Source organism: Streptococcus sp. 27098_8_69, assembly GCF_041432445.1.
Lineage (GTDB): Bacteria > Bacillota > Bacilli > Lactobacillales > Streptococcaceae > Streptococcus.
The window spans coordinates 1-19,851 of record NZ_JAPVZO010000017.1 but is presented as its reverse complement, the minus strand read 5'-3'; the positions used below and the strand labels follow the sequence as shown (position 1 = coordinate 19,851).

22 protein-coding genes are annotated in these 19,851 nt (G+C 40.0%); 2 read left to right on the top strand and 20 right to left on the bottom strand.

Annotated features, from left to right (window positions below):
* The first annotated feature begins 75 nt into the window (after positions 1–75).
* Positions 76–1,284: a hypothetical protein gene (locus O3658_RS06995; RefSeq protein WP_371560318.1), complete on the top strand. Its 1,209-nt coding sequence runs from the start codon at positions 76–78 to the stop codon at positions 1,282–1,284.
* Positions 1,285–1,308: 24 nt separating this feature from the next.
* Here O3658_RS06995 and O3658_RS06990 read toward each other — a convergent pair whose 3' ends face one another.
* From O3658_RS06990 to budA, 4 genes are all read right to left on the bottom strand, one after another.
* On the bottom strand, positions 1,309–2,241 hold the full coding sequence (locus O3658_RS06990) for a LacI family DNA-binding transcriptional regulator (protein ID WP_371560316.1): 933 nt from the start codon (positions 2,239–2,241) through the stop codon (positions 1,309–1,311).
* 43 nt (positions 2,242–2,284) lie between these two features.
* Positions 2,285–3,097, bottom strand: coding sequence for an HAD family hydrolase (locus O3658_RS06985; RefSeq protein ID WP_371560314.1), 813 nt, complete (start codon positions 3,095–3,097; stop codon positions 2,285–2,287).
* A gap of 346 nt (positions 3,098–3,443) precedes the next feature.
* Complete coding sequence (locus O3658_RS06980) at positions 3,444–4,199, bottom strand: YhfC family intramembrane metalloprotease (protein ID WP_371560312.1); 756 nt, start codon at positions 4,197–4,199, stop codon at positions 3,444–3,446.
* 12 nt (positions 4,200–4,211) lie between these two features.
* Positions 4,212–4,940: an acetolactate decarboxylase gene (gene budA, locus O3658_RS06975; protein WP_371560310.1), complete on the bottom strand. Its 729-nt coding sequence runs from the start codon at positions 4,938–4,940 to the stop codon at positions 4,212–4,214.
* 329 nt (positions 4,941–5,269) lie between these two features.
* Between budA and O3658_RS06970 the strand changes: the two genes are divergently transcribed.
* Positions 5,270–6,544 (top strand): PLP-dependent aminotransferase family protein, encoded by a 1,275-nt coding sequence (locus O3658_RS06970; protein WP_371560308.1) that lies wholly within the window; start codon positions 5,270–5,272, stop codon positions 6,542–6,544.
* 19 nt (positions 6,545–6,563) lie between these two features.
* Here O3658_RS06970 and O3658_RS06965 read toward each other — a convergent pair whose 3' ends face one another.
* The 16 genes from O3658_RS06965 to O3658_RS06890 form a co-directional block, all read right to left on the bottom strand.
* A complete protein-coding gene (locus O3658_RS06965) occupies positions 6,564–7,379 on the bottom strand; it encodes an ABC transporter substrate-binding protein (RefSeq protein ID WP_049526966.1) in 816 nt (271 codons plus the stop codon).
* Between the two features lie 157 nt (positions 7,380–7,536).
* Entirely contained in the window at positions 7,537–8,190 is a 654-nt protein-coding gene (phoU, locus tag O3658_RS06960; protein WP_371560306.1) for a phosphate signaling complex protein PhoU, read from the bottom strand.
* An 11-nt stretch (positions 8,191–8,201) separates the two neighbouring features.
* Entirely contained in the window at positions 8,202–8,960 is a 759-nt protein-coding gene (pstB, locus tag O3658_RS06955) for a phosphate ABC transporter ATP-binding protein PstB (RefSeq protein ID WP_045763360.1), read from the bottom strand.
* 12 nt (positions 8,961–8,972) lie between these two features.
* Positions 8,973–9,776, bottom strand: a complete 804-nt coding sequence (pstB, locus tag O3658_RS06950) for a phosphate ABC transporter ATP-binding protein PstB (RefSeq protein ID WP_049495126.1) — start codon at positions 9,774–9,776, stop codon at positions 8,973–8,975.
* Positions 9,777–9,786: 10 nt separating this feature from the next.
* Entirely contained in the window at positions 9,787–10,671 is an 885-nt protein-coding gene (gene pstA, locus O3658_RS06945; protein WP_371560303.1) for a phosphate ABC transporter permease PstA, read from the bottom strand.
* The gene (gene pstC / locus O3658_RS06940) at positions 10,661–11,578 is read right to left on the bottom strand and encodes a phosphate ABC transporter permease subunit PstC (RefSeq protein WP_248034071.1); all 918 of its coding nucleotides are present in this window, start codon (positions 11,576–11,578) and stop codon (positions 10,661–10,663) included. Before pstC ends, pstA begins: the two co-directional genes overlap by 11 nt.
* Complete coding sequence (locus O3658_RS06935; protein WP_371560300.1) at positions 11,578–12,456, bottom strand: phosphate ABC transporter substrate-binding protein PstS; 879 nt, start codon at positions 12,454–12,456, stop codon at positions 11,578–11,580. The genes pstC and O3658_RS06935 overlap by 1 nt, the downstream gene beginning before the upstream one ends.
* A gap of 109 nt (positions 12,457–12,565) precedes the next feature.
* Positions 12,566–13,879: an RsmF rRNA methyltransferase first C-terminal domain-containing protein gene (locus O3658_RS06930; protein ID WP_371560298.1), complete on the bottom strand. Its 1,314-nt coding sequence runs from the start codon at positions 13,877–13,879 to the stop codon at positions 12,566–12,568.
* Between the two features lie 6 nt (positions 13,880–13,885).
* A complete protein-coding gene (locus O3658_RS06925; protein ID WP_371560296.1) occupies positions 13,886–14,653 on the bottom strand; it encodes an inositol monophosphatase family protein in 768 nt (255 codons plus the stop codon).
* Positions 14,643–14,921, bottom strand: a complete 279-nt coding sequence (locus O3658_RS06920) for a UPF0223 family protein (RefSeq protein ID WP_371560294.1) — start codon at positions 14,919–14,921, stop codon at positions 14,643–14,645. The genes O3658_RS06925 and O3658_RS06920 overlap by 11 nt, the downstream gene beginning before the upstream one ends.
* On the bottom strand, positions 14,922–15,323 hold the full coding sequence (locus O3658_RS06915; protein ID WP_045763368.1) for a Spx/MgsR family RNA polymerase-binding regulatory protein: 402 nt from the start codon (positions 15,321–15,323) through the stop codon (positions 14,922–14,924).
* Positions 15,324–15,532: 209 nt separating this feature from the next.
* Positions 15,533–16,156 carry a TIGR01906 family membrane protein gene (locus tag O3658_RS06910; RefSeq protein ID WP_371560292.1) on the bottom strand — a complete coding sequence of 208 codons (624 nt, stop codon included), beginning with the start codon at positions 16,154–16,156 and terminating at the stop codon, positions 15,533–15,535.
* On the bottom strand, positions 16,146–16,919 hold the full coding sequence (locus tag O3658_RS06905) for a TIGR01457 family HAD-type hydrolase (RefSeq protein ID WP_049530900.1): 774 nt from the start codon (positions 16,917–16,919) through the stop codon (positions 16,146–16,148). Before O3658_RS06905 ends, O3658_RS06910 begins: the two co-directional genes overlap by 11 nt.
* A 10-nt stretch (positions 16,920–16,929) precedes the next feature.
* Positions 16,930–17,667: an acyl-ACP thioesterase domain-containing protein gene (locus tag O3658_RS06900; RefSeq protein WP_371560288.1), complete on the bottom strand. Its 738-nt coding sequence runs from the start codon at positions 17,665–17,667 to the stop codon at positions 16,930–16,932.
* A 4-nt stretch (positions 17,668–17,671) separates the two neighbouring features.
* A complete protein-coding gene (gene hemW / locus O3658_RS06895) occupies positions 17,672–18,802 on the bottom strand; it encodes a radical SAM family heme chaperone HemW (RefSeq protein ID WP_371560286.1) in 1,131 nt (376 codons plus the stop codon).
* Between the two features lie 175 nt (positions 18,803–18,977).
* Positions 18,978–19,851, bottom strand: an 874-nt coding sequence (locus O3658_RS06890; protein WP_371560284.1) for an LPXTG cell wall anchor domain-containing protein, incomplete at its 5' end; no start/stop codon positions are given.

The following is a 19,851-nucleotide window of genomic DNA, read 5'->3' as shown; positions in this document are numbered from 1 at the left end:
GTGCATATTTCTTCATCATGAACTCCTAGAAAAGCGATAAACGTTGGTTTATAATGGGCCAAGAAAGGAGAACGTATGAAAAAATCGTATCAATCTAGTATAGTAGGGCTCAGCCTCAGTAATCAAATTATCTCTATCACCATCACAGGTGACTTTATGATTCTTTTTATGAGTCAGATTTTAGGTTTTAGTGATTTGCAAAATAGCTGGCTGATTACCATGCTGCCCATTATTGCCCTTGTCCGCATTCCCTTGTCTTATCTGATGCGAAGGAAAAATCTCCTTGACTTAATGCGGTGGAGTGTACTGTCTAAGCTGTGTTTGATAGCAATATTAGTTGTAATCCCCTATGAAAGGGTGACTTTTTCTATCTACACTGTTTTTCTAGTTCTGTATCAGATAACCGTGGAGCTAGGCTTTGGACTGGCTTGGAATCCTTTGATACTATTGGTAACAGAAGAAAAATCCCGTGCAAAATTTCTCAGTCACTTAGGTTTATTTCAGCTGGTAACTAGCTTTTATACTCTCCTTATTTCCTTTTATATAGGAAAGGAGCTGACTTCATTCCATTATCGTTGCCTACTAGGGATTGCACTTGTTAGTTTATTTTTGCAGTTTATCCTTTTGAAACAGTTACAGACAGACTATCATTTGTTTCAAAATCATCAAGAAACAGGGCGGATGGATTGGCAGGTTTTGAAAAAACAAATCTGGAACCATCTTCGTATCCTACTTTTAGATAGCTTGATTTTATATGTAACCTTAACCATGAATGTCCTCTATATGGTACAGGTATTACACCTGTCCGCAAACCTTGTATCTTTGTATTCGAGTATGAGCCTGTTGGGAAATGTACTGGCCCTCACTCTTGCAGGTCCTTGTTTTGAGAAAAGACGTTCTTTGTTTTTCACAATCTTGTTAGTGATGACGGGATGCGAGATTCTTTTGATATTCTTTCTTCCCCATGATGCTGCATCCTATACAGTTTTTTGGAGCATCGGTTGGGGCGTGTTAAATGGAGCTGTCGGAGCTCTATGGGGACTCTACATTTCCCTAGTCAAACACCAGGCAGCTAGCCCCAACCCCTTTACTATTTGGAATATTTATCAGGGAATTGCCTATCTTGTTAGTGTACTAGTCTTTTATCTCTCTGGAAACTTGGTGCACCTATCTAGTTCTAGCTCAGAGTTTGATCCTTATCGTCTGGTTTTAATTGCCTGCCTAAGCATCTGCATCCTAGTTTGTTTACGGATGCTGTATAAAAGAAAAACAGGTCTCAAGTGACGGTTGTCGCTTGAGCCTATTTTATCATCGTATGATAAACTCCGATTGTAGGATAATGGTCCGTTTTTCGTCCGAGAGTGCTTGTTTGAAACTTTCCTGACCGAGTTGGTAGGATTTGTTATCAATGGTAGGAATCCCCAGTACCTCTCCTGTCAATTGCTTTTCTTGGCCAATCAACAAGGGTAATTCAAGATTTTTCTCCTGATAATAGCGAACTACACCAGTTGCTACATCATCTCCATTGCTAAAAATACAGTCTAAATCATGCTTAATCAAGCTGTCTCCTTGTTCATAAGCATCCTCTCCTGTGGAAATTCCGTCCAAAATCAGAGGTTCCTCTTTCCCACCAAAGACTTCCTTATAAGCTTCCATGGTTAGACGATAAGTAGAACTTTTTAAGTCTTTTCGAGTAAATAGCAAAGCAATCTTGCTTTTTCCCTGGTCTTTAATCCAGTTGAAGGCTGTCTTGCAGGCATGGATCCGGTTCACATAGACGCTGCTCAGATTGGGTTCCTGCACTTCCTCGCAGCAGACAATGTTGCCATACTTAGCGTAAGAAGCAATGGTTTCTATGTCAACACTGCGAGAGGTGAAAATCAGACTGTCGAAGGCCCGTCCTCGAAGTTGCTCCAGGTAATTTTTTTCCAAATCTATATCATATCGCGAAGGTAGGATGAGCAGGGTGTGGTTATGAGCCAAGGCCGCATCCAAAAGCCCATTCAGTAACTGACTGAAATATGGATGGAGTGTTGTGTAGGGAATTACAACACCAACCCTACGAGTCGAACCTGAACTTAATTCCTGAGCTAGGATGTTGGGACGATAGTCCAATTCCTCCATAACTTGCAAAATTTTCTGGCGAGCTTCCTCTGAAACATGAGGATGGTTATTAATAACCCGTGATACGCTAGAAACAGAATAGCCACTCAGTTTGGCAATTTTTCGAATATTTGTCATTGTTTTCTTTCTATGGGAGGATTGACGCCCTCCAAACACGTGATTAGTTCAATTTTTTAAGATACTTACGTATGCCATAGCCGACACCGTGATCATCATTACTACGCGTAACCTTATAAGCTAGCTCTTTGATGTCAGGAAATGCATTGTCCATCACGATAGGATAACCCACCATCTCGAGCATTGGAATATCGTTGTGCCCATCACCAAAGGCAGCAGTCTGGCTCTTGTCTAAACCTTCTTTTTTGAGAATATAGGCAATACCTTTTGATTTTTTAGCGGTTTTGCTGGTAATTTCCAGATGGTACTGGCCAGATCGAAGAATGCTGACATCACCTAAGTCCAGTGATTGTAAATATTTTTCCAAAGACAATAAGTCATCATTATCTAGGGCAATCATCATAATTTTGAAAGTATTATCCTTGACCGCTAGAAACTCGTCCTTGTTTTGCAGGGTCGGTGTCTGGCGTGTGATGCTGTACTCTAGGCGAATCCCTTCATCTATTGTATCACAATACCAGTGCGTCATATCATAATAGCTGATACTAATGTGTGGAAAATGCTTGCGCACTGCCTGTAAAATAGTCTGTGCTGTCTTTCTAGGAAGGATATCTGTATGAAGGGGTTTGACTTTCCCCTCCACAAGTTGATAAATCAAACCGCCGTTAAAGGCAACTTGAGGTCCAGTCAACTGGAGTTCCTCTATAGCCTCTCGCATTTCCATGGGAGCTCGAGCAGAAACTAGAGTTAAAGGAATTTGGGCATCACGGATAGCCTTGCTATTCTCGCTAGAAACGCGGCCCTCAGAATTTAGAAGGGTGCCGTCCATATCTGAAAAAATACGTTTGATGGTCATAATTTTGTCCTCTTTTCTTCTTTATCCGCTAGCGTGTGATAGGTCGGTTTAAATGCGCATTCCCAACCTTTGATACCATTTTACATTTTGGAACGCGTTCCATGTCAAGAGGAAAATGAAATAAATTTTATTTTTTTTGTAGTCTTTGACAGAGTTGATGTTGAGGTGGTAAATAGTATATCTTCCATTAAGCAGCTTGTCCAAGCACAGTTTGTAAAAACTAATTCCTATCTGCTTGCAGTAGTCACTACTTTAAATTTTAGGTAAGCGAAAAAAATTACAAAGAGCTAATAAACAGACAAATAACAGAGATAACAGAGAACAATAAAAAGAGGTTTCCCTCTTTTTATGATGATTTTTTCCAAAATGTAGATTTTGTCAGCCAGACAAAAGCCAGAAGTTCTACAAGAAGAATAACCTCCACTAGAAGTGGATTTGACAACCAACCAACTTGAGATAGGCTCGGAGCCAAATCAAATAGGGCGTGTAAACCATAAGCAGCTACTAGGTAAATCCATTTCTTTTGGCGAACTGCTTGATAAACCCAGAAGGTCAAGCCGACTTGAAGAAGCAAGGCTAGGATTCTCTCTAGTCCCAAAAGGTAAATCTGCCATGCTGCTAGATTGTTAATCGTAGCAAGCGTGCTTTCAGGCAAGAGTTGCATGATGTTTGGATTTTGAGATTCTACGGCTGAAAAGAGGATGAAGAGATTGAGTAAACTTGCAATCCCGATATAGATCAACTCTAAACCACCATGCCCCAATCCATAAGCAAGAGCATCTGAATCTTCCAAAGTTCTTTTCTTCTCCAACCATTTAAAGAAAATAAGTCGAGCTGTTTCTTCAAACAAAGCAGCCATACAAATCCCGTAAATCACATAGAGAAGAGGATTTCCCGTCATGAGTGGAACTGTCCCATCCTTTTGTGGGTGGAGAACCAAGAGATGAACGATTTTTTCCAAGACTTGAGAAGAAGCAAAAAATGCAACTGCCCCAAGTCCCAAAACTGCAAAATTAATCTTGTATTGCTTTCTTGCATACCAAACTGCTGCAATGAGAAAGGCAAATAAAGCCAGCATCGTTATTATTACATGAATTTTCATATATGACTCCTTTTATTCTGCCTGTTCGATATCTTTTTTCATCTCGTCAACATTAAACTTAGCAAATAGATACTGACGATCCTGAACAGGAAAACGTTGATCCAACTGGTCAACAGCTCCCACCTCTACAATCCCTTCCTTGATGACAAAGTCCATAACGTGGCCACCAAAGGTTAGATCGTCTGAAATGAAGTGCAAATGATAACCAGCAACACTAACTCCATGGAAAATTTCAGGTGTCCAAAAACCAACGATAGTTCCTGAGACATTGTCGCAGCTATATTCAGGCTGATGCGTCGCAACCTCAGCAAACTTCGTTTCAGTTGTTGATTTTGGAATCATACGAACATGCATATGCTTAAAATCACCATGAATCTTGATGGAACGGAAAAGATTTTCTCCATCATAATAGGACTCAATACGTTTTTCAAGTTCCTGATCAGTCATTTCAAAACGCTGACGGAAAATAACTTCTGCCTGGTGAGGTACAACTGCCGCATAAGGAATCAGAGCATCTGGCGACACTTCTACGATTTCAGGTTTATCACCTGACCCCTTAGCTTGATAAGCCTTTCCATCTAAGACAATTAACTCCCCATCGATAGAATCCAGGGTTCCTAATCCTAAATCACCATGTTCAAGCAATTCACCAACGGTCATGGTTCCACCGTAAAGTCCCGCCATCAAGGCTCCCAAAGTATTGTATTGGAATAATTTAACTGGTTCTTGCACCTTCATCATCTCACTCTTCTTTGAAAATTTTACTTACTAAGTATATCACATTTCTGATTAGAATTGAATGCTAGACTGCCTTTTAATACTCAATGAAAATCAAAGAGCAAACTAGGAAACTAGCCGCAGGTTGCTCAAAGCACTGTTTTGAGGTTGTAGATGGAACTGACGTAGTCAGCTCAAAACACTGTTTTGAGGTTGTGGATAGGACTGACGAAGTCAGTAACATATATACGGCAAGGCGACGTTGACGCGGTTTGAAGAGATTTTCGAAGAGTATAACATTGCCAAACTTCTAAAAAAAAGGTACAATGTAACAAAATCATGAGAGGTCTGGGATGAAGCAAGAAAGCAAGTATGAACAAGTCGTTCACTATCTAAAAAATGAGATAGAATCAGGTAGATTTCCAACTGGAAGTCGCCTGCCATCTATCCGAAAACTCAGTCAAGATTTTCACTGTAGCAAAGACACTATACAACGCGCACTCTTAGAACTCCGATACGAGAAATATATCTACTCCAAACCTCAAAGTGGTTATTATGTATTGGAGCAACAAACCAGTCATGAAGATCTAATTATCTCAGTCAATGATGAACACGCAGCTGCCTATGATGATTTTCGTCTGTGTGTCAATGAGAGCTTGATTGGGCGAGAAAATTATCTCTACAACTACTATGAACATCAAGAAGGTTTAGAAGAATTACGTCAGTCTGTACAGACATTGCTCTTTGATCAAGCCATTTATAGTAAGGCAGACCAGTTGGTCATGACGTCTGGAACCCAACAAGCACTGTTTATTCTTTCTCAGATCGATTTTCCAGGTCAAGCTCAGGAAATACTGGTCGAACAACCGACCTATCATCGAATGAACCAGCTGCTACTAGCTCAAAATCTTCCCTTTCAAACCATTGAACGTCGAGTGGACGGCATTGACCTGAAAGAACTTGAGGACCAGTTTAAAAGCGGAAAGATTAAGTTCTTCTATACCATTCCACGTTTCCACTATCCTCTGGGGCATTCTTATTCTGAAGAGGAAAAACTTGCTATCCTTGACTTAGCTGCAAAATATCAGATTTATATCGTTGAGGATGACTACCTGGGTGACTTGGATCCTAAAATGGGACAAACCTTTCATTATTTAGACCAGCATGATTTGGTCATCTATATCAAGTCCTTTTCTACCAGTCTATTTCCTGCCCTTCGGATTACTGCCCTTCTTCTTCCAAACACTATAAAGGAAGCTTTTGTAACCTATAAAAACATTCTAGACTATGACAACAACCTTATCATGCAAAAGGCTCTATCACTCTATATTAATAGTCAACTCTTTGAGAAAAACAGACTAGCACGATTGGCACTGCAAGAAAAAAGTCAGGAGCACATCCAACAACTCTTACAAAGCTATCCCATTTCCCTACCGAGCTATCCACTTCATGATGGGCTTTTGCTTGATCTCAGGAACTATCCTAGCATCGCTAGTCTTAAACACAGTCCTCTAGAACTCGACTTCTTTGAATCTTCCTATCTAGCGAACTGCCCTTATCACTTTGCAAAAGTTCCTTTAGAAAATATTGAAGAAACACTAAGCTATTTAAAAACAGAGCTGGACTGAAATCCAACTCTGTTATTTTTTATTGTTCTACTTCTGTTAGTTTAGCAGCTTTTTCAAGATAAGTTTGGTAAGTTCCGTCATCTTTCAGTTTTTGGATGACCTTATCAACCACTTCCTTCAAATCTGAGTTACCTTTTTTGATAGCTACAGCATTTGCTTCGCCTTCTTTCATAGTCAAGCTTACTGTAGCTACTGCCAAATCTGAGTTCTTAGCAGCATAGCTTAGAGCAACTGGTTCATCCATATGAACAGCATCAACCTTACCTGATTGAAGCTCATTGACTGCTTCGCCCATGTTTGTCAAAGAAGTCAACTGTGCCTTTGGAAGTTGCTCTTTTACCATAGATTCAGGAACAGTCCCTTTCTGAGCTGCAATATTAGCACTTGCTAGAGAGTCCAAATCCTTGTATTTTTCAAGATCTGACTTTCTGATAAGGAAGCTAATTTTATTTTCATAGTATGGAATTGAGAAATCAAAGACTTCTTGTCTTTCTTCAGTTGCACTGATTCCCGCAATTGCTAGGTCTGCTTTTCCTGTCTGAAGACTAGTCAAGACATTATCAAAACTCATGCTTGAAACTTCCAATTTCACTCCAAGTTCATCTGCGATTGCCTGCGCCATGTCAATATCAGCACCTACGACTTGGTTCTTACCATCTACAAGGGATTGAAACTCAAAGGGAGCATAGTCTGGACTAGTTGCTACCACTAATTTCCCTTTTTGCTTGATGGCCTCCACTGCAGACTGTGAGCTTGAACTAGACGATTGGCAAGCTACTAAAAAGAAGCTTGCAAGAAAACTACATAAGACAAATATCCATTTTTTAAAATTCATAAATAAACAACCTCTCTGTTAATTTTGTATAATTATAACTCTATAAACTTTGTTTGTCAAGCATATTTTAAATTTTTATGAAAAGTTTTCATTTTTTCTTTCAAAAAAGGAGCTTTTACTTACTGACAAGCTCCTTTTTTTGCATAATTAATCAATCTTACAATTCAACAATCTTACCTGTTTCAAAGTAAACAACCCATTCACAGATATTTTTGGCATAGTCACCAATACGCTCCAAGTAAGAGATAACTTGGAAATAATCACGACCTGTGACGATAGCTTCTGGATGTTTTTTGATTTCTTCTGTAGCAAGGTCTCGAATACTATCAAAGTAATGGTTGATATTCTCATCCATAGTTGCAACTTCGTAGGCTTGATCCACAGAACCATTCAAATAAAGTTCTAAAGCAGCCTCAACAAAGTTTTTTACTTCACGACCCATTTTTTTAATTTCTTCTTCAACTGCAGGGATACGTTGCTCACCCTTCATACGAATCGTTGCTTTTGCGATAGATACTGCATGGTCTCCCATACGTTCTAGGTCTGAAACAGCTTTTAAAACTGTCAAAACTGTTCGCAAGTCTTGTGAAACTGGCTGTTGTAGGGCGATCATTTCAAATGATTTCTTTTCAAGTTTCACTTCGTATTCGTTTACTTCTGCATCTTCCTCTATGACTTCTTTAGCCATGTCACGGTCATGCGTTACAAAAGCACGTACGGTACGATTGATTTGGGAAAGAACTTCTTGTCCCATAGCATAAAACTGATTATGCAATTTCTCTAAATCTTCTTCAAATTGAGATCGTAACATCTTCTCACTCCTTATCCAAATTTACCTGAAATGTAGTCCTCTGTTTCCTTATGTTGAGGATAGAGGAACATATCCTTGGTATCGTTAAATTCAATCAAATCTCCATTGAGGAAAAATCCTGTCTTATCAGAGATTCGAGATGCTTGCTGCATAGAACGAGTGACCAAGAGCATGGTGTACTTGTCTTTTAGACCATACAAGGTTTCCTCAATCTTACCAGCAGAAATAGGGTCCAAGGCTGAAGTTGGTTCATCCAAAAGAATGATTTTAGGACTAGTCGCCAATACACGTGCTACACAAACACGTTGCTGTTGACCACCTGAAAGACCAATAGCAGAGTCATGCAAACGGTCTTTGACTTCATCCCAGATTGAAGCACGCTGTAAAGCCTTCTCCACTGCTTCATCTAAGACCTGCTTATCCTTTTCTCCATTTATGCGAAGGCCATAAACGACATTTTCATAGATAGACATAGGGAAAGGATTGGGTTGTTGGAATACCATTCCAATTTCCTTACGCAATTCAACTGTATCGGTACGAGGGCTATAGATGTTGTGACCGTTATAAACCACTGATCCAGTTGTCGTCACTTCAGGATTAAGGTCACCCATTCGGTTAATAGCCTTTAGAAGTGTTGATTTCCCAGATCCAGACGGACCGATAAGGGCCGTAATTTCCTTGGGTTGGAATGATAAGGAAACACTATTCAAGGCCTTCTTTTTATTGTAATAGACTGACAGGTCTGAAACCTGTAAAATCGGTTCTGTCATACTGTTCCCTTTCTAACCAAAGTGTCCAGTTACATAGTCATTGGTTGACTGTAGCTTAGCATTTTGGAAAATATTTGAAGTTTTATCATACTCAATCAAGTCACCCAAGTAGAAAAATCCTGTATAATCACTAGCACGAGCAGCCTGTTGCATACTGTGAGTTACGATGATAATGGTAAAGTCCTTCTTCAACTCAAGCATGGTTTCCTCAAGTTGAGCTGTCGCAATCGGATCTAAAGCTGATGCCGGTTCATCCATCAAGAGAATATCCGGTTTAACAGAGATTGCACGAGCGATACAAAGACGTTGCTGCTGACCACCTGATAGAGTTAAGGCAGACTTATGAAGGTCGTCTTTGACCTGATCCCAGAGGGCAGCTTGACGAAGAGATGTTTCTACAATTTCATCTAGGACTTTCTTGTCCTTGACTCCTGCACGTTCATGTGCAAAAGTAATATTACGATAGATTGATTTAGCAAATGGATTTGGACGTTGAAATACCATTCCGATATGTTTACGCATTTCATAAACATTGATCTCAGGACGGTTAACGTCAATTCCTTGATAGAGGATTTGGCCTGTAACCTTTGCAATATCAATGGTATCATTCATACGATTGAGACTGCGTAGATAGGTTGATTTCCCAGATCCAGACGGACCAATCAGGGCCGTGATTTTATTTTTTTCGAATTGCATATCGATGCCCTTGATGGATTCATTTTTACCGTAGTAAACATGTAAATCTTTGGTAGAGAGGGCCACTTTTTCTTCAGGGAAGGTGATGATATGCTTTTCATCCCAGTTATATTTTGACATGGCTTCTCCTTTAGGCAGCGGTTAATTTCTTGTGTAGGTAGCTTCCGAGTTTGCGAGCTCCAAAGTTAAAGATCAAGATAAAGATTAGGAGCACCGCAGCAGAACCTGCTGAAACAAGGGTTCCATCAGGAATAGTTCCTTCACTGTTGACTTTCCAGATATGGACGGCCAAGGTTTCTGCTTGACGGAAGATTGAGATTGGACTGGTTACGCTGAGGACATTCCAGTTTGACCAGTCAAGAGCTGGTGCTGATTGTCCTGCCGTATAGATAAGAGCCGCAGCTTCACCAAAGATACGACCGGATGCAAGCACGATACCTGTTACGATACCAGGTAGGGCTTCGGGGATAACAACATGAAGAACTGTTTCCCAACGAGAAAGTCCAAGTGCTAAACCAGCTTCACGTTGTGTATGGTGAACGTGCTTCAAACTGTCTTCAACATTACGCGTCATCTGTGGAAGGTTAAAGACAGTCAAAGCCAAGGCACCTGAAATAATTGAAAATCCATATTCAAACTGAACGACAAAGATAAGGTAACCAAAGAGACCGACTACGACTGATGGCAGTGAAGACAAAATCTCAATACAGGTACGAACGAAGTTGGTAACACAACCTTTTTTGGCATACTCAGCCAAGTAAATCCCAGCTCCCATTGACAAAGGCACAGAGATGAACAAGGTGATGACCAAAAGGAAGAAGGAATTATAAAGCTGAATTCCAATACCTCCACCTGCTTGGTAAGAAGATGATTTTCCAGTCAAGAAGGACCAAGAAACATGAGGTAAGCCTCGAACCAAGATATAGAGAATCAAGGAAGCAAGAATGGTCACAATGATTCCTGCGATGGTATAGAGGACAGCTGTTGCAAGTTTATCTAATTTCTTAGCGTGCATAGTTTTTCTTTCCTCTTTCTTTCGTAATCAATTTAATCACACTGTTAAAGGCCAAGCTCATCAAGAGCAATACTAAGGCCAGTGACCAAAGAACATTATTATCAACAGTTCCCATAACGGTATTACCAATTCCCATGGTCAATACAGATGTTAAAGTCGCTGCTGGTGTCGTCAATGATGTTGGAACAACTGCTGAGTTACCGACCACCATCTGAATCGCAAGGGCTTCACCAAAAGCACGCGCCATCCCGAAAACCACTGCTGTAAAAATACCTGAACGAGCAGCCTTCAAGGTTACACGCCAGATGGTTTGCCAACGAGTCGCTCCCATGGCTAAACTTGCTTCACGGTAGTGACGAGGCACTGCACGTAAGCTATCAGTTGTCATAAAAGTTACAGTCGGCAAAATCATAACAAAGAGAACGAAAATTCCTGATAAAATACCAAAACCTGTTCCACCAAAGACACTACGTACAAATGGTACCACGACCTGCAAACCGATAAATCCATAAACTACCGAAGGAATCCCAACTAGGAGTTCAATAGCAGGTTGTAAAATCTTTGCCCCTTTTGGTGATACTTCTGTCATAAAGACAGCTGCCCCAATGGCAAATGGTGTTGCGATGAGAGCAGATAGAATGGTAACAATAAAGGAACCCAAAATCATCGGAAGGGCGCCAAACTGTTTACCTGATGGATTCCAAGTTGCACCAAAGAGAAAATCAAAGATATTCACACCATTGACAAAGAAGGTTGACAAACCTTTTTGGGCTACAAAGATTAAAATCATAGCCACAATGATAACAATCAAAGAGAGGCAGGCAAAAGTCAGACTTCTCCCTAATTTCTCAAGACGAGAGTTCTTTGACGGAGAGAGCAATTTTTTAGATAATTCTTCTTGATTCATTATTGACTCCCTTCTAGCGCTGTTACAGTTCCTGCAGCATCTTTTTCAACCTTCATTTCCTTAACAGAAATATAGCCCATTCCTTTAACGATTCCGTTCTGAGCTTCGTCTGAAAGGATAAAGTTTAAGAATTCGGCAACCAATTCATTTGGCTCACCAAGTGTATACATATGTTCATAAGACCACAAAGGCCAATTATTCGTGGTCACATTCTCTGAAATTGGTTCATAACCATTGAGTTTGATTTTCCCAACCGAATCATCGACATATGCAAAGGCTAGGTAGGAAATAGCTCCAGGGGTTTGAGAAACGATTGATTTGACCATCCCGTTTGAATCCTGTTCCTGACTTTGCATTGCTGATTGACCATTCATGATCACACTATCAAAGGTTGCACGAGAACCTGAACTAGCCGCACGGTTGATTATAGAGATGGCTAAATCTTTCCCGCCGACTTCTTTCCAGTTGGTAATTTCTCCAGTGAAGATTTGTCGGAGTTGATCTGTCGTTAGATTATCAACATCTACTTCTTTATTGATAATAACAGCCAAACCTGCAACAGCTACCTTATGATCGACCAAGGCTGAAGCATCAATACCGTCTTTTTCCTCAGCAAATACATCCGAGTTCCCAACATCTACTGCTCCTGATTGAACCTGAGACAGTCCTGTACCAGAACCTCCTCCTTGAACATTGACCGTTTTACCGATATGAGCTGATGCAAATTCATCTGCTGCCGCCTCGACTAAAGGTTGGAGGGCAGTTGAGCCAACAGCCGTCATTGACTCCCCACGATCAATCCAACTTGCACATCCTGCTAGTGAACCAGCAAGTAAAAAGGTTGCAAGAAAGAGGGTGAGTTTTTTAATTTTTTTCACTATTTGTCTCCTTGAAAATAATGATGAATAGCTTGGAATTTCGCCCTATTTTCTATTGTTTTATGCAAAAAATCCATACTTCCACTATAACATAGAATACTGATTTTGACTAGTTTTTTACCTTAAACCTCAAGCCCTTGGGGAAATAATTCTTTAGAGTATTTCCGGTCACTTTTGCAAAACCTAGACCATTCCCACCAACCAAAACTTGATACCAGCCATTTGGCAAAGTTTCAGACAGCTGAACTGTTTCACCGGCCACGTATTTAACGAAGTCTTCTTGATGTATTTCAATGACTTGCTTGACTTGGCTTGGTTTTAAGGCTAAACCAAGAGCAAAACTTGGTTCAAAACGTTTTTTCTTAAAGGTTCCAAGATGAAGTCCGTTTCGTGCAATCCTAAGTTTACCCAAATCTGGTAGGACTGCTGGTAAGAGATACAGTTGGTCTCCAAAAGTCTGTAAAATACCTGGCAAATTAATCTTTAGATGTTTTTTTTCAAAATCTTGCCATAAACTCAACTGTTCGCGACTGAGATTAGTCTTAGAAGATTTGAACTTCCCAGCCTTGTTTTGACCTTTAAACTGAAGATGGGCCACGAACTGACCTTCTCCCTTAAAACGATGTGGGTACATCCGAGCTGTCTCTGGAAAATCAATCCCAGGAGCCATATCATTGATAGGTTCGATTGGAATCAATTCAAAATCATAACTATCCAGCAACCATTTGATAATTTCTTCGTTTTCTTCTGGAGCCCATGTACAAGTCGAATAGACCAAACGACCACCATCAGCTAACATGGTGACCGCATCCTCTAGAATTTCACGCTGCAAGTCAGCACATTGGCTTGGATATTCTACACTCCAATAATCCATGGCATCTGGCTGTTTTCGGAACATCCCTTCTCCAGAGCATGGTGCATCTAGGACAATTAGGTCAAAATATCCCTTAAATACTTTAGCCAAACGATCGGCAGATTCATTGGTTACAACAACATTTGTTGCACCAAAACGCTCCATATTTTCAACCAAAATCTTAGCTCGCTTGCTAGAAATTTCATTGGAAACAAGTAGTCCTTCGCCTGCAAGATAAGCTGCCAGTTGAGTTGATTTCCCACCGGGAGCCGCTGCCAAATCCAAGACCTTCATGCCTGGTTTTGGTTGAGCTACTTGTGCAACCATTTGTGCAGCAGGTTCTTGGGAATAGACCAAGCCTGTTACATGCTCAGGTGATTTCCCTGAAACCTTGCCATAATAGCCCCAAGGTGTATGTGGAATAGCATCTGAAAAAGAAACTTGGCTTTCTTTTAAGGGATTGATGCGAAAGGCGGAAACTGCCTCATCATCAAAAGAGGCAAGAAAAGCTCTTGCCTCATCTCCCAATATTGCTTCATATTTTTTTACAAATCCTTCTGGAAATTGCATGTAAGTTTATTTCCTTTCATAGATATAGGATTGGATTTCTGCCAACTTGTCTGTTGGAACCATCATGATTGGTTGTCGTGTGTGAAAATCCAACGGCTCTCCACTTAAGGTTACAATTTGATAACCTAAACTTTCTCCAATGATGCTAGCTGCAGCATAATCCCAAGGTTGGAGATAACTGATATAGGTCAATAGCTGACCAGATAATATTTTTGAAAAACTAATAGCCGCGCTTCCATATATTCGTACGCCGAGTGAAGCATTAGCTAATTCTGCTACACCCCAAGCGTTTGTTTCCAACATGCCAGCATTACTCGCAATTAGAAAATCTCGCAAGGGGTGATCCTTAAAATTAGGTAAGGGTTCTTCATTGAGATAGGCCTGAAAAGCACCTCCTCCATGATAACAATGACCTTTCATGACATCATAAATGATCCCAAACCGACCCACACCGTTTTCAAAATAAGCTACCATAATGGCAAAATCTTCACCTTGGGCGACAAAGTTGTTGGTACCATCAATGGGATCAATGACCCAAACAGATCCGTGTTCAACTGAAGTACGCAGACAGCCTTCTTCTGCACAAAATTGGTCATCAGGATAACGCGAACGAATCTTATCAACCAAAAAATTCTGAACTTCCTTGTCCAAACGAGTCACCAAGTCTGTAGGGGATGATTTTCTCTCAATATGCAAATCTTCCTGCATGTGAGCTAGAATATAGTTTCCTGCTTCCTTGACAATTTCTTTGGCAAATGCAAATTTATTTTCCAAGCGAAATCTTCCCTTCCCTTTGTTCTTTAGCTAATTGGACAGCTCGATAGAAGGAATAACCACTCGCAGATTCAAATTCACGGCCCAAGCGTTTCTCTTCACTCTTGCTTGGAACAACCGCTTTGAATTCCTTATAGGAATCTAATAGTTTCTTTGCTTCTATCTTAGTCTCATAGGCTGCTTCAACATCATTAAAAAAAGAAAGCACTGAAGCAAGTTCTTCAGTGCTCCACGACAAATCTAGTGGGTAACTATACTGTTTATTCATCTAATTAATACCAGCTCTCAATGTAGCTTCTTTCAGTTCTTGTTTACGGTAACTACGAGGGAGAAAAGCACGAATCTCATCTTCATTAAAACCGATTTGCATCCGCTTTGCGTCAATAATAATCGGACGACGCAAAAGACTCGGATACTGCTCAATTAAATGAAGCAACTCCGATACTGAGATACTCTCTACATCAATATTCAATTTTTGAAAAATCTTTGAACGAGTCGAGATGATGTCATCAGTACCATTTTCGGTCAAGGAAAGAATGTGTTGCAGTTCTTTTCTCGTTAAAGGGCTGGTCATAATATTATGCTCTTGGAAGGGCACTTTATGATTCTCGAGCCAGGCCTTTGCTTTACGACATGATGTACAACTCGGTGATAAAAATAGTGTAATCATGCTTTCCTCTTCTTTACATACTTTTCTATTCCTATTATACAAAAAAATAAAGCGCTTGACTAGTTATTTCCGTAAAAAAACCTACTTTTTCAAGAAAAATAGGTTTTTTAGAATCAAATGTGAATGTTTTGCTTAAATATAGAAATATTCATGTTACAAACGATAGTTTTTCCTACATCTTATTTGGAATCAGTAATACTTTTCTTGACTTATCTATTTGTTTTTCTACTCTGTAGGTACAGAAATCCAAAAATCAATTCATACAAGCAGAAAAATAGGAGAAAGGCATGGAGGAAAAAGTCCTCTGGTAGGATAAGAATGACAGGATCCTTTGCTGGATCAAATAGCCAGGTATCATCACCTACAAAAAGAATTTGATGAAACAAAGTAAAGAACTGCTCAAATCCAATGAAAACTCCAACTAAACCAAGTACCAAAGGTAGCGAGAGCATGATTAAAATTCCTCTACGGTAGAGAGATAGAAATCCTTTCTGAATGATCTGCTTCCAAAAAAGATAGAAAATCGGTAGCGTTACGATTGCTACACCTTGAGCCAGATGGAAGAGTCCCTTCACAACTGCAAAATGATAGATTCCAGATGCAGATGAAGGAAAATCTGGCATTGCTAATACCTGACTCAACGGATTGGTCAAATAATCCATCAAAACATTAAAATTATGCTGGATGGTCTGAGGTTGCAGATGAACACGATTTGTCAAGTTTAACCAAGAAATTTCCTGAGGATAGACCAACCAAGCCAGGTAAATGGTCAATAAAATAGCAAGCGAGAGGAGAAAGAGAATACTTCCTACAAAAGTAAACTTAGTTTTCATCGAAATCCCACTCCGCTAGACTTGAAAGGACATGAGTTGGTGCAATTGGTAAATCCGCTACTTCTTCAGGTTTTGTAAATCCTGTCGTCACCAAAAGGCTAGGAATGCCATTGTCAATACCAGCTCGAATATCAGTCAGGTAATTATCACCCACCATGACAATTTCTTCTCGCTCAAGTCCTAGGTGTTCAACAGCCTTGTCCATAATAATCGCATTAGGTTTTCCAATATAAACTGGTTTTACGCGAGTTGCTGCTTCGAGCAGAGTAACCAGTGAACCAGCACCAGGCAAAAGACCTCGTTCCGTCGGGATGTTCAAATCAGGGTTAGTACCGATAAAATGAGCTCCTTTATGAATAGCTAGGGTTGCCGTAGCAAATTTTTCATAGTCTACTTGCCAGTCCAAGCCAACAACCACATAGGCTGGATTTTCTTTATCTTCAACGTATCCTGCTGCTTGAATGGCTTCCTTGAGCCCTGATTCTCCGATGACATAAACTGTCTTATCAAGTCCTAGATCATTCATGTAATCGATAGTCGCTAAGGTTGCAGTATAGATCGTCGAAACAGGCGTGTCGATGTTAAACTGATTGGCTAGCATCTCTTGAACACTCTCAGGTGTACGAGTGGTGTTGTTTGTCACAAAAAGATAAGGAATCTCTCTTTTTTGTAACTCATGAACAAAAGCTTCTCCTGCTGGGATTCTATCTTTTCCCTTATAGATTGTTCCGTCTAAATCAATTAAATAACCTTTATAAGTCATATCTTTCTTTCTAATCTTTGTTAATTTCTTGCCAAGTTATTTTTGCCTGAGCATTGATGTCGCCATCACTTGTAACTTGGTGATTGCTTTCTAGTTCATTCAATTCATAACTAGAAGTAATCATTCCGCCTGGTCGAACTTCCTTGACATATTTGAGGTTGATTTTTTTAGGAACATGATTGGTCAGAAAATCTGCTCCCATGACCTCAAAAATCCAATCTAAGTATTTGCTGTTATTGACGTGACCATTCATATCCAAGTCATAAAAACGAACGTGGTAGTCCTTGCTTATCGCTTCTTCCAGCTCTGTATATTTTGGCCCACGGACCAGTTTCTTAGAAAACTCAGATTGATAAGGAGCGACAATTTCTGGTACTACAGGATGAACCTTTCGACTCTCACGATCCATAAGGACAAAGGTAGCTACCATATGAATGATTTCTTGACCATCTTCATCATAAATAGTAAATCGGCGGTAGCAAAAAAGACGATTATAGGTCAAAGCTTCTGTTTCAATGGTGATTTCCTCAGCAAAACGAGGCAAACGAACCACGTCAATATCATAATCTGTGATAATCCAGACCAGATTATACTGTTCTAAAACATCCTTATCACTCACTCCCAGTTCAATTGACTGCATCCCTGAGACCTGGAGGGACAACAAGATCACATCTGGTATCTTGATATGACCATTCATGTCAGCCATATCAAAAGGAATTTTCATCTTCATTTGATAAGTTAAGCCCATAATTTTACTCCAATATAAATCGTTCTGCTACTGTATCACCTAAGAAGAGACCTCTCTTGGTCATACGAACACAATCACCCTCAACCTGCATAAGACCTTGTTGAATCAATTCTCTAACAACATCTCCATAAAGTTCCTGGAAAGACCGTCCAAATTTTTCTTCAAAGCGTGCCATGGAAACTCCTGACTTCTTGCGAAGGCCGAGAAACATCTCTTCTTCCATTTGCTCCCTTTGACTCAAGTGTTCTTCATTGATACGAGCACTTCCCTCTTCTACCGCCTTTAAATAACGGCGGATCGGCCCATGGTTTTTATAGCGAACACCGTCTACATAGCCAGACGCACCAGCACCGATTCCATAATACTCGGCATTGTCCCAGTACATAAGATTGTGACGACTTTCAAAGCCTGGCATAGAAAAGTTAGAAATCTCATAATGCTCAAATCCAGCTCTTTCTAGCTCTGCAATGATATAGTCAAACATCTCTGCTTCTAATTCTTCCTTTGGAAGTGGTAATTTCCCTCGTCTCATACGATTCATAAAGACCGTATGATTTTCCAAAATTAAGCTATAGAGACTCATATGAGGAATATCAAGGGCAATAGCCTTGGCAACATTGTCCTTGACCTGATCCATAGTCTGACCAGGAAGTGCGTAAATTAAGTCAATGGAAATATTGTCAAAACCAGCAAGTTTGAGGCGATCGATATTTTCATAAATATCCTTCTCCAAATGACTACGCCCAATTTTTTTCAACATTTTGTCATCAAAGGTTTGAACACCTAGTGAAACACGATTGACTGCAGAATTTTTCAAAACAGCAATCTTATCAGCATCCAGGTCACCAGGATTGGCCTCAATGGTCAACTCTTCCAACATTGATAAGTCCAGATTTTTAGTTAATCCATCTAACAAAACTTCCAATTGAGAAGCGGACAAGGCTGTCGGTGTCCCACCACCAATATAGAGTGTACGCAATTTTTGAATATCATAAGAATGAAATTCTTGCAGTAGATGCTCTAGATAGCTGTCTACTGGCTGATTTTTAATAAAGACCTTTGAAAAGTCACAATAATAACAAATCTGTGTGCAAAACGGAATATGCACATAGGCTGATGTCGGTTTCTTATGCATAGTATTTATTATACCACAAAAGCGAACAATACTTAGAATTCCGTTTAACAAAATCCTAGCATTGTTCGCTTTCTTTATCTAAACATTCTTTTTATTTTATGACTAACACGATTCCCAGAACCAATCTAGTTTGTCTTTATAACACAAAAGAATGAATGTTTATTTAACTAATTTTTTAGTCTTCTTTTTTCTTTCCCAAAGCAAGTCCGAGACCACCTAGAATACCAAGAAGACCTAGAGATGCAAGAGTCGCATTTGATTCTGTTCCTGTATTTGGCAACACATTTTGAGAATCATTTGACTTAGCTCCATTATCAACAGTAGTCTTAGTATCTACCTGATCTGCATTCGGAGTAACTGCATTTGGAGTTGGAGTAGCTGGTGCTGGTGTATCTTGACCAGAACCTCCATTAGTATCAGGTGTCACTGGTACATCTGGAATTGGATCTGTTGGTGTTTCTGGTGTTACCTTACCTGGTGTTGTTACTGGAACTTCAACAGCTGGTTTACCTGGTTCAGTAATCTTACCTGTACCTGGAACTTTACCGTCTGGTAATTCGCTGTTTGGTACTTTACCTTTACCGTCTTCACCGATTGTTACTGTGATTGGGTTTCCATCTTTACCTGGGATTTCTACCGTAGTGCCTGGTGGGTATGTTGTGCCATCTGGTTTCTTCGGTGTTACTGTAACGTCACCTGTCTTAGGATCTTGTTCAACATCTACTGTTGGTGTCTTTTGACCTGGTGTTGTTACATCCACTGGTTGTGATGGTTTCTTGTTCGGTTCGGTTACTGTTCCTGTACCTGGGACATCTTTCTTAGGAAGCTTATCATTTGGTACTTCACCTGAACCATTGTCGCCGATTGTGACTGTGATTGGTGTGTTGTTTTCACCTGGAATCACAACCTTGCTGCCTGATGGGTAAGTTGAGCCATCTGGTTTCTTAGGCGTTACGACTGCATCACCATTTGGTTTGCGTGTGATTTCAATCTTAGCTGGTTTTTCAGTTCTTGGTGCATTTGGTGTTACCTTAGCTGGAGTTTCTACT